This is a genomic window from Mycobacterium sp. Soil_C_30, assembly GCF_057656995.1.
Genome location: NZ_JBDGJH010000003.1, coordinates 491,449 through 505,200 on the forward strand (window position 1 = coordinate 491,449; position 13,752 = coordinate 505,200).

A 13,752-nucleotide genomic window follows, 5' to 3' on the forward strand; every position below is an offset into this window, starting at 1 on the left:
GTAGCTTACTAGTCGATCGTAAAGGAGAGTGCCACGTGTCAGATCTCGCGAAGACGGAACTCGAGACCCTCAACTTCTTCACCGACCAGACCCTTGTCGCCGACCCGTACCCCTATATGGAGGCCATGCGCAGCGGCTGCCCGGTCCGTCGTGAACCGCACCAGAACGTCATGGTGGTGACCGGTTACGACGAAGCCCTGGCGGTGTTCGGCGACGCGGAGAACTTCTCCTCCTGCACCGCGGTCACCGGGCCGTTCCCCGGCTTTCCGGTACCGCTGGAAGGCCGGTCCGAGAGCGAGATCGCGGAGCTGATCGACACGCACCGCGCCGAACTGCCGTTCAGCGACCAGGTGACCGTGATGGACCCGCCGACGCATACCGCGCACCGGGCCCTGCTGATGGGGCTCATCACCCCCAAGCGGCTCAAAGAGAACGAAGAGTTCATGTGGGACCACAACGACAAGGTGCTCGACCCGTACCTTGCCGGCGGAAGTGGTGAGTACATCAAGGGTTTCGCCGCACCGTTCACCCTGGCGGTGATCGCCGATCTGCTCGGTGTGCCGCTGGAGGACCGGGCCGAGTTCGCCAAGCGGATGGATCACAGCCAGGGTGGCGTCGGCAGCACCGGCGAGGGCTCGCTGTCGCACAGCCCGCTGGAGTACCTGTACGAGAAGTTCTCCGCCTACATCGCCGACCGCCGCAGCCACCCGCGTGCCGACGCGCTGACCGAGATGGCCAACGCGAAGTTCCCTGACGGCTCCACCCCCGAGGTCATGGACGTGGTGCGCATCGCCGCCAACCTCTACACCGCGGGCCAAGAGACCACCGTCCGTCTGCTCAGCTCCGCGCTGATGGTGCTCGCCGAACGCAAGGACGTCCAGGATCAGCTGCGCAAGGAACCCGGCAAGATCCCCAACTTCATCGAGGAGATGCTGCGCATCGAGAGCCCCGTCAAGGGTGACTTCCGGCTGGCGCGCAAGACCATGACCATCGGCGGTGTCGAGATTCCCGCGGGCACCACCGTGATGGTGATGAACGGTGCGGCCAACCGCGATCCTCGCCAGTTCCCCGATCCCGACACCCTCGACGTCGACCGGTCGAATGCCCGGCGCCACATCGCCTTCGGCCGCGGTGTGCACTCGTGCCCGGGCTCACCGCTGGCGCGGGCCGAAGCCAAGGTTGCCCTGGATCGAATGCTGGCCCGCACCAACGACATCCGGCTGTCGGAGGAGCATCACGGTCCGGCGGGAAACAGGCGTTTCACCTACGTCCCGACGTTCATCCTGCGCGGAGTGACCGCGCTGCACCTGGAGTTCGACGTCAAATGAGGGCCCGCGTGGACGACGCCCTGTGCCGCGGACACGGGGTGTGTGAGGCGGTGTGCCCGGACGTGTTCTGGGTGACCGACGACGGTTACGCCGAAGCCCAGGAGGGTGACGTGGCCCCCGAGCACGAGGATGGCGTGCGCGAGGCGGCGCAAGCGTGCCCCGAACACGCGATCACCGTGAGCTGACCGCCTTCGGCAGTGCGGCCGGCTCGTAGCGCACGAATGTCCGGGTGAAGGTGGCCGCGCCGTGCGACATCGACCGCAGGTCGATCGCATACCGCACCAACTCCTGCTGCGGCACTTCGGCTTTGACCTCCGTGGTGCCGTCGGCGCTGGTGTCGGTGCCCAGCACCCGTCCGCGCCGCCCGCACAGGTCGCTCATCACGGTGCCCACCAGATCGTCGGGCAGCACCACCGAGACCTGATCCACCGGCTCCAGCACCGCCAGCTCGGACCGGGCGGCGGCATCACGCAGCGCCAGCGCACCGGCCATCTGGAAGGCGTGATCCGAGGAGTCCACGCTGTGTGCCTTGCCGTCGACGAGCGTGACCCTGATGTCGACGAGCGGATTCCCTGATTCCAGCCCCCTCTCCATCTGCGCGCGGACACCCTTCTCGACACTGGCGATGAATTGCCGCGGCACCGCGCCGCCGACCACCTTGTCGACGAATTCGAACCCGGTGCCTTCCGGCAGCGGGTCCACTTCGATGTCACACACCGCGAACTGGCCGTGCCCGCCGGACTGTTTCACATGCCGGCCGTGCCCGGTCGCCGACTCGGTGAACGTCTCGCGCAGCGGGATTCGCAGGTCTACGGTGTCCACGCCGACCCCGAAGCGGTGCGACAACGCCTCGAGCGCCACCCCGGCGTGCGCCTCACCCATGCACCACAACACGATCTGATGCGTCTCCGGGTTCTGTTCGATGCGCAACGCCGGGTCCTCGGCGGCCAGGCGCGCGATACCGCCGGCCAGTTTCTCCTCGTCGGATTTGGCGTGCGGGGCAATGGCGATGGGCAACAACGGTTCCGGCATCGTCCACGGCCGCAGCACCAGAGGATCGGCCTTGTCGGACAGGGTGTCACCGGTCTCGGCGCGCGTCAGCCGCCCGATCGCGCAGATGTCACCCGCTACCACCGACGGGGCGGGACGCTGCTGTTTACCGAGCGGGAAGGTCAGCGCTCCCACGCGCTCGTCCTCGTCGTGGTCATCATGGAAGGAGTTGGCCGCCGCGTCCCCGAAGAACGCCGAAAAATGGCCCGACACATGCACAGTGGTGTCGGGCCTGATGGTGCCGGAGAACACCCGGGCGAGGCTGACCCTCCCGACGTAGGGATCCTGCGTGGTCTTCACCACCTCCGCCAGCAAAGCACCGTCCGGATCGCAGGACAGGGGCTGATGGGACTTACCCACCGGGGTGAACACCTGGGGGAGGGGATGCTCGGACGGCGACGGGAATCCCCGGGTCGCGATGTCCAGCAGTTCGTCGAGGCCCACGCCGGTGGTGCTGCACACCGGGATCACCGGGTGGAAGGACCCGCGGGCCACGGCGTTCTCGAGGTCGGCGATCAGCACGGCCTCGTCGATCTGCTCACCGCCGAGGTAGCGCTCCATCAGCGACTCGTCTTCGGATTCCTCGATGATGGCCTCGATCAACGACGGGTCGTCGAGGAGGCCCACGAGACGGTCGGGTTCCGGGCGGTACAGCGGAGCCACCCTCTCGCCGAACGCTTCTCGAGCCTCGGCCAGGACGGCCGGGTAATCGGCTCTGCCATGGTCGAGCTTGGTGATGGCCACTGCCCGCGGCATGCCGACATCGCTGCATTCATGCCACAGCGCCTTGGTTGCGGCGTCGACTCCGTCATTCGCGGCGATGACGAACAGCGCGCAGTCCGCGGCGCGGAGCCCCGCCCGGAGCTCACCCACAAAATCGGCGTAGCCGGGTGTGTCGATCAGGTTCACCTTGATGCCGCGGTATTGCAGTGAGGCCAGCGCCAGACCGACCGAACGTTGCTGGGCTATCTCGGCGTCGTCGTAATCGCAGACCGTGCTGCCCTCGGGCACCGAACCGGCCCGCGTCAGCACCCCGGCCGCGACCAGGAGTGCTTCGATCAGAGTCGTCTTGCCCGCGCCGGACGCGCCGACGAGGACGATGTTGCGGATGGCCTCCGGTGCGGTGGCAGTGGGCGCTGCGTCGCGGGACGCGTTCGTCTTGTCAGCCATGACGGTCCTCCTGCCCCCCGATTGTGCTCGGATGGGGCCGCCGGCACGGCCGAATGGCGGAACCGGCTGAGATCAGGCGTTGATGACGATCGGGTCGCCCACGCTGACCGTGTCGAAGTACCAGGCGGCATTGTCGGGACTCAGATTGATGCAGCCGTGACTGACGTTGGCGTACCCCTGTGAGCCCACCGACCACGGTGCCGAGTGCACGTAGACACCGCCCCAGGTGACCCGCACGGCGTAGTTGACGTCGAGCAGGTAGCCCTCAGAGGAGTCCAGCGGGATACCGATGGTCCGGGAGTCCATCACCACGTCACGCTCCTTGGCCAGCGCGGTGAACGATCCGACGGGGGTGGGAAATCCCGACTTGCCCATCGAGGCGGGCATCTCCCTGGCCACCACACCGTCGATACTGACCACGAAGGTGTGCGCGGAGATGTCGGCCACCGCCAGCACCTCCGCCCCGGTGTTGAAGCTCAGCGGTGTGCCGGCGACGGACAACCGGATGGTCGAGTGCGCCGGCCAGAATCGCTGCGGGGTGACCCGCAGTGTGTCGGGGGTTGGCCAATCAAACTGAACCGCAGAGTCTTTCGGCTCGAGAATGGTCACCGAATCCTCGATGACGCGCCGGTTGACCGGTCCGCCGAAGGTGATGTCGACGGGATGCCCGACGCCCACGCGATCCCCTGCCGCGGGCACCACGTCGGTGACGGGGGTGGTGGGGACCGCCGCCGAGGCCGGCCCGGGCGAGCCCGTGGGCACCATCAGGACCGAGATAGCCAGAACGAGGATGAATCGAAGCGCATGCCGCACGGTGATCCTCCCTTCACTGCGGTGGACCACCGATGGTAGCGGCCCGTCACCCGGGACGTCGGTGTTTGCCGGCCGGCCGTTACATCCGGCATCGATCGGTCGGCACGGCCGTCAGCTCGGGGAATTTGGCCGTCTTGCCGTGTCCGGCGGGGAGGCTGCGGAGATTGCGCCAGACCCAGGGTACGAGCATGTTGCGGGTCCACTGGGCCTGCGCCCGCATCCGCGCCGCCGGGCCGGGTTGCTCCCCCGACCCCCGGGCAGTGGCCCAATCATGGTTGCTCCCAGGCAGTCCCAGGGCTTCAGCGGCGGCATCGGCGAACAGCTGGTGGCCGTAGGGCGAGGCGTGCATGCGGTCGATGCTCCACACCTGCGAGTCGAGCATGGACGGTGCGCTGAACAGATCTACGAGCCCGAAGCCGTGCTGGGCGGCCGAATTGGTGATGACGGCATTGATCTGCCGGAGCCTGGCGGCCAGCACCCGACCGACGGGCAGGATCCTGGCCACATCGGGGAAGGTGGTGGTGACGACGGTGGCGCCCGTCTCGGCGAGCCGGGTGTAGACGGTTTCGAGTTCGACGAGTGCGGTGTCGAACCAGCGGCCGGGCCGGACCATGTCGTTCATCCCCACGCAAAGCGTCACCAGATCCGGTGCCATGGCCAGCGCCGCGGGTAGCTGGTTGTCCAGGACATCGCGGGTGGTGCGCCCACGCACTGCGAGGTTCGCGTACTGCAGCCCCGGATAGAGCTCGGCCAGGTGTGCGGCGAGTCGATCGGCAAAGCCGCGCACACCGGTGTCGTCGTCACCGTCCCAGAGTCCTTCGGTCTGGCTGTCGCCGAGCGCCACATAGCGGGTGTACGCCATGGCGGGGACCTTACTGGTGCTCGGTGAACAGAACGTCACAACCAGTCGCGGCGTTTGAACGTCACATACAGCGCGAACCCGATGATCAAGATCAGAGCCGTACTGGCCACGAAGCCGCCGAACGTGTCGAACCCGGGATACGGGACGTTCTGCCCGTAGAAACCGGTGATGGCCGTCGGCACCGCGATGATGGCCGCCCACCCGGTGAGCTTCTTCATGACCATGTTCAGCCGCGCGTCCTGCAGCGAGAGATTGGTCTCGAAGACGGTGGTGATCATGTCGCGCAACGACTCCGTCCACTCCGACACCCGCAGTACGTGGTCGTAGAGGTCGACGTAGAGCGGGTCGAGTTCCGGAGCCTGGGTGCCGTCGGAGCGGTGATGCTGGATCGCGTTGATCACCTCACGCATCGGCAGGACCACCCGGCGCAGGTTCACCAGGTCCTTGCGCACGGCGAAGCTGCGGCGCTGGATGTTCGCGTCGCGCGACGGAGGATCGAACAGGGCGTCTTCGATGTCCTCGATACAGTCGTCGAGCACCTGCACCGCGTCGAAGTGTTCGTCGACCACCACGTCGAGCAGGCCATGGACCAGCGCGCCGACTCCGTACTGCTGGCCGCCGAGGTCGTCCCACCGCTGTAGCACCGCGGTGATGTCGTAGTGCGGCGCCAGCCGGACCGTCACCAGCGCCTGGGGCAACACGAACGCCGAGATGCGGTGCTTGGACAGCAGTGACCGCGGTTCCCCGTTGGGATCGGGTGCGGCCATCTCGACGGCGTACACCGTGAAGAAGGTGTGAGTGGGGTAGACGGTGGCCTTGACGCGCTCCGACGGTGCGACGGCGTCCTCGACCGCCCAGACGTTGAGACCGAGTTCCTGGGCGAGGTCAGCCAGTGCGCTGTGATCGGGGTCGTACATGTCGACCCACACCAGGGTTTCCGGCTCGGTGAGGTAGTCGGAGATGCGGTCGAAGTCGAAATCCTGCTGCAGGTGTCCCGAGCGCCATACCCGGCCCTGCACCACACATCCCGGCGGCGTCACCCGATCATGTTAGAGCTGCGACTCCATGGCATCGGCGATGGCGCGCGCGCCCGCGAACGGTTCGCCGCGAAGGCCGGTGACCACCCCGGCCTGGTCGGGCTGCGAGCGGTTCTGGCTCAGTTTGGCTTTGGCCTCGACGCGGAGCACGGTCACCTCGATACCGACGATGCCCCTCAGCTGGCCCTGGATATAGGGCTCCGGTGCGTCGGCCACCTGCCACGGTTGTGCGCGACCGGCTTCGTGGTTGTCGGTGAGCCGTTCCACGGCGTTGCGCAACCAGCCGGGATCGTCGTGCACGCGCACCGTGCCGGTGAGGTGGACCGCGCTGTAGTTCCAGGTGGGCACGACGCGGCCGTGCTCGGCTTTGGCGGCATACCACGACGGACTGATGTAGGCCTGGTGGCCCGCGCAGATCAGGAGGACGGGGTCACCGTCGCTGATTGCGCGCCATTGCGGATTGGCGCGTGCCATGTGCGCGACGACGGTATCGCCGTCCCACAGAATCGGCAGCAGGGTCGAGACCGGGAAACCGTCACCGGCCACCGTCACCAACTCGGCCGAACCCGCCGCGGCGACGTGGGCACGGATGGCCTCGTCGTCGTCGAGTCGATTCGCCGGTGGAATGTACATGCGCCTCAGGGTAGTCCCCAGGACACCCACCGCTGCAACTCGATTTCGATCACCGGTCCGTCCAGCGGAATATGTTGATACTGAACGTATTTGGCGCGCAAAAGGGTCAGTGCGGTGCGGTTCTCCACGATCTGGGCTGTTCCGTCGATCCGGATCCACCACAACTGTGTCCAGTCGTCGTCGTAGTGGTCGACGAGCATGCTGACGTGGGGGTTCTCCCGGATGTTCGCCAGGCGTTTGAGCCGTGTGGTGGACTTGGGCTTGCCGTCCACGGCGGTGAAGACAGTGTTGCCCTGCACTGCGAACACCACGGGCACCAGGTGCGGTACGCCGCCGGGGCCCACGGTCGCGAGTCTGGCCACCGGCGCGTCGATGAACTGCGCCGGCAGCGGGGGTTCGGCCATGGCTTCAGACTAGGTGCGTCATTATCGACGCATGCAGATCAGCGTCCTCGAGTACACCGGCGACCCGTTCACCATCGACTCCTACGTGGCGCAGCTGGCGCAGGTGCGTGACGAGGGCTTCGCCCGGCTGTGGAGCACCCAGCTGCCCTATGAGCGGGATCTGCTGACCGCGCTGGCGGTGGCGTTCCGTGAAGTCGGCACCATCGAAGTCGGCAGTGGCGTGCTACCCATCCACAATCAGCATCCGATGCAGCTGGCACAACGTGCCCTCACACTCAATCTCATTGCGGGCGGGCGTTTCACGCTGGGCATCGGGCTGACGCACGCATTCATCACCGAGGGAATGTGGGGTGTGTCGTGGGAGAGGCCGATCCGGCGGCTCAACGAGTATCTCGACGGCCTGCTGCCGCTGTTGGCGGGCCAGCCGGCTGATGTCAGGGGTGAACTCGTCACCACCAGGGGTTCTCTGCGTATCCCGGGCGCCCCGGCCCCGGATGTCTACGTCGCCGCCCTGGGGCCGCAGATGCTGCGCGTGGCCGGTCGGCGTACGGCGGGAACGGTGACGTGGATGACGGGAATCAAGACGCTCCAGAACCACATTGGGCCTGAAATACGAACCGCGGCAGAGGAAGCCGGCCGCGCGCCCGGTTCGGTGCGGGTGGTTGCCGCATTGCCGGTGAGCGTCACCGATGACGTTGCTGCGGCACGCCGGATGGCCGCCGAGGAGTACGCCCCTTATGGGCGGGTGCCGTCCTACCGGGCGATGTTGGACCGCGAAGGCTTCGCCGGTCCCGAGGACGCGGCTCTGATCGGCGACGAGTCGGTGGTGTCGGGTCGCTTGGACGAGTTGCGGGCCGCTGGTGTCGACGAGTTCGTGGGGGCGACGTTCGATCGCTCGGCCGAGGGCCGGGCGCGTACCCGTGCCCTGTTGCGCCGCTGGGCTGGGTGACTGCGCTCAGATGCCGGTGCACACCGACGGTGCGAACGGAACCGGAATCGGCACGCAGACTCCCACCCCGAAGCCCGGCGTCAGGTCCCCGTTCCACGCCGGTGGCGGAGGGGGCGGCGGCGGTGGAAGCGGTGCTGCCACACATGTGTTCGACGGCGGGTCGTAGACGGTTCCCCAACCGCATTCGGTTGCGTCAGCGACGCCGGGTGACATCAGTGTCACGAAGGCGAGCGGCGCCAACGAGGACACGCCGATGATCTCCAAACGGTGAACTGTGCCCGCCATGGCAGGCCTCCCTCGATCGATCCCCAACCCGGGTCCAGCCGAATTTTACGCCTGTCGCGTCACAGGTCAGACCGGAATCGGCCGGCCCAAGGCCGCGCTGCCCGAGGTCAACTGCGTCGCCACGGGATTGTCGGGGGGTGGGTCTAGAATCGAACACATGTTCGATGACTTGTTGGATCCGGCGACCTGCGGGGAGATCACCCGCGCGCAGATGGTCACCGCGATCCGGCAATACCACCGCCTGCAAGCCACCACGACCGCCCGGACCTGGGCGTTCATCGCGATGCTGCTGCGCGATCACGAAGACGAGGAAGCAGCCCGGCAGCAACAGCACTGGGCGCACGACGCCTGGGCCGCGGTATGCGATCAAGTCGGCCCGGCCTTGAGTCTGAGCCCGCGCCGGGCCTCGGGCCAGATGCGGCTGGCCGAAGCCCTGGCGGTGCGCCTGCCGCAGATGGCGTCACTGCTTGAGCACGGCATGATCTCCGCGCAGGTCGCCGCCACCATCGTCTACCGCACCGCACTCGTCGCCCCCGGCGCCCAAGCCGCCGTTGATGCCGAGATCGCCGAGCGTGCCGGTGGGTTCACCACCCTCTCGGAGACCGACTTGGAAACCGCCATCGATGCGGTGATCGAAGAACACGACCCCGATGCCGTGCGCCGGTATCGCCAGGCCGCCAAGAACTGCGATGTGGCGGTTGGCAAACGTGATGACGCCACCGGCACCAAATCGCTCTACGGGCGGGTCTCCGACATCGACGCCGACCTGTCGGTGCGGATCTTGAACGCCTACGCCGACACCGTCTGCAAGGACGACCCCCGTTCCCGGGGCGAATTGCGCGCCGCGGCCTACGGGGCGATGTTCCGCCGCCAGGACCGCCTGGTGTGCCAGTGCGGCAACCCCGAGTGTGCTGCGACCACCATCCCCTCGAGAGTCGAGTCGGTGATCGTGCATGTGCTGGCCGAACAAGCCACCCTGGAGGCCGCCCTCGCCGACGTCGCGGCCGCCCGGAGCTTTCAGCCCGATGACAGCCCAGCCCCGACGGTGGATCTGGAGGCGCCGACCTCAGGTGAGCAGGGCTGGGCGGATTGGAACTGCACTGCACCTGACCTCGGGGCAGAACCACCCGCCCTCGACGACTTCACCCCCGAACCAGGCGCGGACACCTCGGGACACGCTCGACCGCTTGATGATTCGAATGAGTCGACATCGCCCGACGACGATGACGAGGACGAGGAAGGCCCGCCGTGTGCCACCCGCACCACGCCGGAGCCATCGCCCGGGCCCTGTGATTCGAGCGACGCCGCGGCGCTCGAGACCGGCACCGACCCGGAATGCTGTGCACCGCAGCCGGATTCGGCCGAGGCCACCCCACCCGCCGCGAGCGCCGCACCGGTGCGGCCGGCGGTCACCCTCACCGGTGCCGTCATCCCCACCGGGCTGCTGGCCGAATTGATCCGCACCGGGGCGACAGTCAAGGCCTTACCGATCCCCACCGAACAACCCAGGACGGGATACGCATTCACCGGAACACTGCGCGAATTCGTGCAATGCCGTGACATGCGCTGCCGGTTCCCGGGCTGCAACCGCCGCGCCGAATACGCCGACATCGACCACACCATCCCCGACAGCGACGGCGGCCCCACCCACGCTTCCAACGGCAAAGTACTGTGCCGCGAGCATCACCTCGCCAAGACGTTCCGCACCGGGCCCGAGGGATGGACTGACGAACAACTGCCCACCGGCGAAGTCATCTGGCGAGCACCCACGGGACACGAGTACCTCACCGAACCCGGCACCCGGCTGGTGTTTTCCGACTGGGACCCCACCACCGCCAAACTCCCACCACCGGCCAAACGCACGAAACGACGCAAGACCGACCCGGGCCCCACCATGCCTATACGCAAACGCACCCGAGAACAAGACCGCCAACAACGCATCGACGCCGAACGCGAATACAACGCCACCCAACGCGCCCTCGAAGATGGTGGACGGAGTAGACCCCCGCCCAAGGGCTGGGCGGGTCAGGGCTGACCCGCACCTGCTTCACGCGCGGCCTTCACCAAAGCCACACTGGCAGCGCGCATCTCGGCGACGGCATTCAGTCGCTCCGGATAGCCCACGCGGGTGTAAGCGATGCCGCGCGGGGTGGTGACCTTCAGGTCCAGGCCGTAGCGGTCGGCGCCGGTGCAGGTGGCTGCGGTGGCGTCGGGGAAGCCGCCGAGGTGCTGGGCCATCAGGGCCAGGGAGCCGGCATGGTCGGCGTTCAAGTGCGCAATCGCATTGGCCGCCTGTAGCGTCACCGGATCCGGCTCTGCCGCAGAGTAATCGGCACCGCCGGCCGAATCCATTCGGCCGTAACCGCCGACCCAGCGGACCCGGTGTACGCGCAGGACCCACAGCGCGAAGTCGCTGTAGTCGATGTAGTACTTGGCGGCGGGCACGGCAGCGATGTGAGCGGCGCGAGCGGCCTCCAGTTCAGCGCCGACGGGATGCTGCACCACCCCGGCGAGGGTGATGCGGGCATTGGCCAGTGGATCGGTATCGGTGGCCGGCGCCACGACGGCGATGCTGGCGCGTTGATCGCCGGCCAGGTTACGACCGTGCTCGGCCATGTGCGAGACGCACAGCACCGGCGCTCCGTCGAGCAAGCCATAGGTCACCAGGGACGCCCACGGGTCACCGTCGGTGGTGAGAGTGGCCAGGGTCCCGGTGTTGGTGGAGGCCGCGATGGTGCGGGCCTCCTCGGCAGCTGACGGCCGAACCGGATTGACGGGCTGGGTCAGCGGCGGCGGGATGGACGGCGCGTCGCCGGGGTCGCCATGGTCACGGTTTGCCACATGTCTCCTCGTAGGTTCAGATGGCGAAGTCGAATGTCAGACGGTACGCCGCAGCCAGGACAGCACCGGGGGCGCCACTGTCTCGACAGCCGATTCGGCGATGATCCAATGCGGGAGCATCGGGTGCACCTGGTGTGCGGCGCCGTACCGCGCTGCGATCCGGCGCGAGATCCATTGCGCGACATTCCGGTCCTCGCCGGCGCTGACACACAGAACCGGGCACGTCACCGCCGAGGACTTCACTCTGGTGGACGAGGCGCCCAGGGACATCTCACGGAACACCCGACCGGAGTCGCGTACCAGGCGCGGCAGCAGGACGTCCTGCTCGGCACGCGCCAGCGTGCTCAGCGGCACCTTCCGGATGGTCGACTCCGACGGCAGGAACGGCCGGCCGCGCAGAATGTCCGGAAGCAGCGGCACCAGATGTCGCAGCACTCTGGCCTGCGGCACGAGGATCCCCGGCGGAATCGAGGCGAGCAGAACAAGTGCGGCGGGATCACGGGCCGCGGCGACCTTCTGGCCGAGCAGGCCACCCAGGCTGTGTCCGATCACGATCGCCGGTTCCCCGAGGGCGTCGTAGGCGGACAGGGCCACCGCGTAACAGTCGTCGATGCCGGTGCGGGTGAGCACCGCATCGTCGGAGGGGTCGCGGCCGGGCAGGGCGGGGGCGTGGCAGTCGTAGCCGGCGGCGGTGAAGTAGTCGATCCACGGGCCGAACAGCGACGGGCGGCCGAAGAAGCTGTGCAGAAGCAGGATCTTCCGGGGATTGGCGCCCATGGCGCCAGTATGCCTGCGATCGGTCGGCGGTTAGCCGGAATCGATGAGCGCCTGGTGGGCGGCGTTGTACCCCGGGATGAAGGTAATGCCCGGCCCACCATGGCATCCCGCGCCACCCAGATACAGCCCCTCGACAGGCAGAGGCTGGTCGACGTAGCCGCGCGGCCCGGGGCGGTTCACCCCGATCTGATCGGAGTGCAGCAGCCCATGGCAATAGTCCCCGCCGGGCGCGCCGAACATGGTGCCCATGTGTCTCGGGGTGAAGGTGGTGTGCCGGATGATCGACCGTTCGAAGTTGGGCGCCAACCGGGTGATCTTGTCGATGACCCGCTGGCCCATCGCCGCTTTCAGTTCGCCGTAACCGGCTTCGTGCTCCTCGACGGGGAACCACAGCGCGAATGCCGACGCCGCATGCTTGCCCTCGGGCGCCAGTTCCGGATCATGCACCGACGGAATCTGCAGCGCGATGGCCGGATCACGGGGAACGTGGCCGCGGCGGCTGGCTTCCCACTGCTCCTGCAGCTCCTCGGGAGTGCTGAACAAGCCGATGGCGGACTGCATCGCGGGATCGTTGAGTACCTCGTAGGGTGCGGCGAATTCGGGGATGCCGTCGAGGGCGAAGTGCATCTGCAGATAACTGCCGCGGTGGTCGATGCGGGCGTAGCGGTCGCGCACCTCGACCGGCATCGTGCCGCCATCGACAAGAGAAACAGTCACATCGGGAGCCAGGCTGGAGATGACGATCGGAGCCGTCAGCACCGACCCGTCCTGCAAGCGCACGCCGCTGACGCGGCCGTCGGTCACGAGGATCTCGTCGACCCGGCTGCGCAACCGCACCTGCCCGCCGTGTGACTCCACGCGCTCGCGTAGGTGCACCGTGAGCGCGCCGATGCCGCCTTTGAGTTTCTTCATCAGCACGGCGCCGGCGTCGGGTACCGCCAGTCCGTAGGCCAGCGCCGCGGCGCTGCCGGGTGTCTGCGGTCCGCGGTAGGTGGTGTTGACGGCGAGGAAGGCGAGCATTCCGCGTAGCGCGCCGTGCTTCTCCCGGTCGGGGAGGTAACGGTCCAGTACGTCGGACACCGAGGCGAACAGCATGTCGTTGATCGCGGCGCGCTCGAAATCGTTGGTGGCGCACGCGAACATCTGGTCGAACGTCTTCGGTGGCCGGCCGGCATCGAACCGGCCGAGGGCCCGGGTGGGCGCCAGGCTCCACGCCATCAGGCCGGCCATGCCGTTGACGGCCTCGGCGCCGTGCACGTCGTTGAGATGCGTCATCAGCTGCATGGGGTCGGTGTAGTAGACGACGGGTGCATCGCCGACGCCGCGCAGCGACACGGACATCACGTCGACGTCGATGGTGGGCAAGGTGTCCAGGCCCAGCTCTGCGCTCACTTCCAGTGAGGTGGGGAACTGCAGCGAGCCGGCGATCTCGAACCGATAGCCAGCCCCGTTGTCCCGGAAGAGTTCGACCGTCGAGGCCATGCCACCGGCGTAGAGCTTGAAGTCCAGGCAGACCGTGCGCAGGCCCGCTGCCGCCGCGATGGCCGCGGAGGTGAGCCCGTTGTGCCCGGCGCCGACCACAATCACGTCAAAATCGGGCATG

At 67.5% G+C, this 13,752-nt stretch carries 14 protein-coding genes; 4 read left to right on the forward strand and 10 right to left on the reverse strand.

The genetic code is table 11. The features are described 5' to 3' along the window. Window positions 1-116 precede the first annotated feature (116 nt). Both AC3A6P_RS08065 and AC3A6P_RS08070 read left to right on the forward strand, forming a co-directional pair. On the forward strand, window positions 117-1,328 hold the full coding sequence (locus AC3A6P_RS08065; protein WP_487690629.1) for a cytochrome P450: 1,212 nt from the start codon (window positions 117-119) through the stop codon (window positions 1,326-1,328). Continuing rightward, window positions 1,325-1,513: a ferredoxin gene (locus AC3A6P_RS08070; RefSeq protein WP_487690524.1), complete on the forward strand. Its 189-nt coding sequence runs from the start codon at window positions 1,325-1,327 to the stop codon at window positions 1,511-1,513. Before AC3A6P_RS08065 ends, AC3A6P_RS08070 begins: the two co-directional genes overlap by 4 nt. Here AC3A6P_RS08070 and AC3A6P_RS08075 read toward each other — a convergent pair. The 6 genes from AC3A6P_RS08075 to AC3A6P_RS08100 form a co-directional block, all read right to left on the reverse strand. Beyond that, complete coding sequence (locus tag AC3A6P_RS08075; RefSeq protein ID WP_487690526.1) at window positions 1,500-3,548, reverse strand: elongation factor G; 2,049 nt, start codon at window positions 3,546-3,548, stop codon at window positions 1,500-1,502. The genes AC3A6P_RS08070 and AC3A6P_RS08075 overlap by 14 nt on opposite strands. A 72-nt stretch (window positions 3,549-3,620) precedes the next feature. Continuing rightward, window positions 3,621-4,361, reverse strand: coding sequence for a L,D-transpeptidase (locus tag AC3A6P_RS08080; RefSeq protein WP_487690528.1), 741 nt, complete (start codon window positions 4,359-4,361; stop codon window positions 3,621-3,623). Between the two features lie 79 nt (window positions 4,362-4,440). Next, on the reverse strand, window positions 4,441-5,223 hold the full coding sequence (locus tag AC3A6P_RS08085; protein WP_487690529.1) for an SGNH/GDSL hydrolase family protein: 783 nt from the start codon (window positions 5,221-5,223) through the stop codon (window positions 4,441-4,443). Between the two features lie 35 nt (window positions 5,224-5,258). Then, window positions 5,259-6,263 (reverse strand): magnesium transporter CorA family protein, encoded by a 1,005-nt coding sequence (locus AC3A6P_RS08090; protein ID WP_487690531.1) that lies wholly within the window; start codon window positions 6,261-6,263, stop codon window positions 5,259-5,261. A gap of 9 nt (window positions 6,264-6,272) precedes the next feature. After that, window positions 6,273-6,893 (reverse strand): FMN-binding negative transcriptional regulator, encoded by a 621-nt coding sequence (locus AC3A6P_RS08095; protein WP_487690533.1) that lies wholly within the window; start codon window positions 6,891-6,893, stop codon window positions 6,273-6,275. Between the two features lie 5 nt (window positions 6,894-6,898). Beyond that, window positions 6,899-7,297 (reverse strand): TIGR03668 family PPOX class F420-dependent oxidoreductase, encoded by a 399-nt coding sequence (locus AC3A6P_RS08100; protein WP_487690535.1) that lies wholly within the window; start codon window positions 7,295-7,297, stop codon window positions 6,899-6,901. A gap of 31 nt (window positions 7,298-7,328) precedes the next feature. Between AC3A6P_RS08100 and AC3A6P_RS08105 the strand changes: the two genes are divergently transcribed. Beyond that, a complete protein-coding gene (locus AC3A6P_RS08105) occupies window positions 7,329-8,246 on the forward strand; it encodes a TIGR03564 family F420-dependent LLM class oxidoreductase (protein ID WP_487690537.1) in 918 nt (305 codons plus the stop codon). A 6-nt stretch (window positions 8,247-8,252) separates the two neighbouring features. Here the strand turns inward: AC3A6P_RS08105 and AC3A6P_RS08110 are convergent, their stop codons facing one another. Beyond that, window positions 8,253-8,531, reverse strand: coding sequence for a hypothetical protein (locus AC3A6P_RS08110; RefSeq protein ID WP_487690538.1), 279 nt, complete (start codon window positions 8,529-8,531; stop codon window positions 8,253-8,255). A 157-nt stretch (window positions 8,532-8,688) separates the two neighbouring features. Here AC3A6P_RS08110 and AC3A6P_RS08115 point away from each other — a divergent pair, with 157 nt between their 5' ends. Continuing rightward, on the forward strand, window positions 8,689-10,566 hold the full coding sequence (locus tag AC3A6P_RS08115; RefSeq protein ID WP_487690540.1) for an HNH endonuclease signature motif containing protein: 1,878 nt from the start codon (window positions 8,689-8,691) through the stop codon (window positions 10,564-10,566). Here the strand turns inward: AC3A6P_RS08115 and AC3A6P_RS08120 are convergent. The 3 genes from AC3A6P_RS08120 to AC3A6P_RS08130 are packed head-to-tail and all read right to left on the reverse strand — an operon-like array spanning window position 10,557 to window position 13,751. After that, the gene (locus AC3A6P_RS08120; RefSeq protein WP_487690542.1) at window positions 10,557-11,372 is read right to left on the reverse strand and encodes a HugZ family pyridoxamine 5'-phosphate oxidase; all 816 of its coding nucleotides are present in this window, start codon (window positions 11,370-11,372) and stop codon (window positions 10,557-10,559) included. The genes AC3A6P_RS08115 and AC3A6P_RS08120 overlap by 10 nt on opposite strands. Window positions 11,373-11,408: 36 nt before the next feature. Next, window positions 11,409-12,149 carry an alpha/beta hydrolase gene (locus AC3A6P_RS08125; protein WP_487690543.1) on the reverse strand — a complete coding sequence of 247 codons (741 nt, stop codon included), beginning with the start codon at window positions 12,147-12,149 and terminating at the stop codon, window positions 11,409-11,411. A gap of 30 nt (window positions 12,150-12,179) precedes the next feature. Continuing rightward, entirely contained in the window at window positions 12,180-13,751 is a 1,572-nt protein-coding gene (locus AC3A6P_RS08130) for a phytoene desaturase family protein (protein ID WP_487690545.1), read from the reverse strand. Between the last annotated feature and the right edge of the window lies 1 nt (window position 13,752).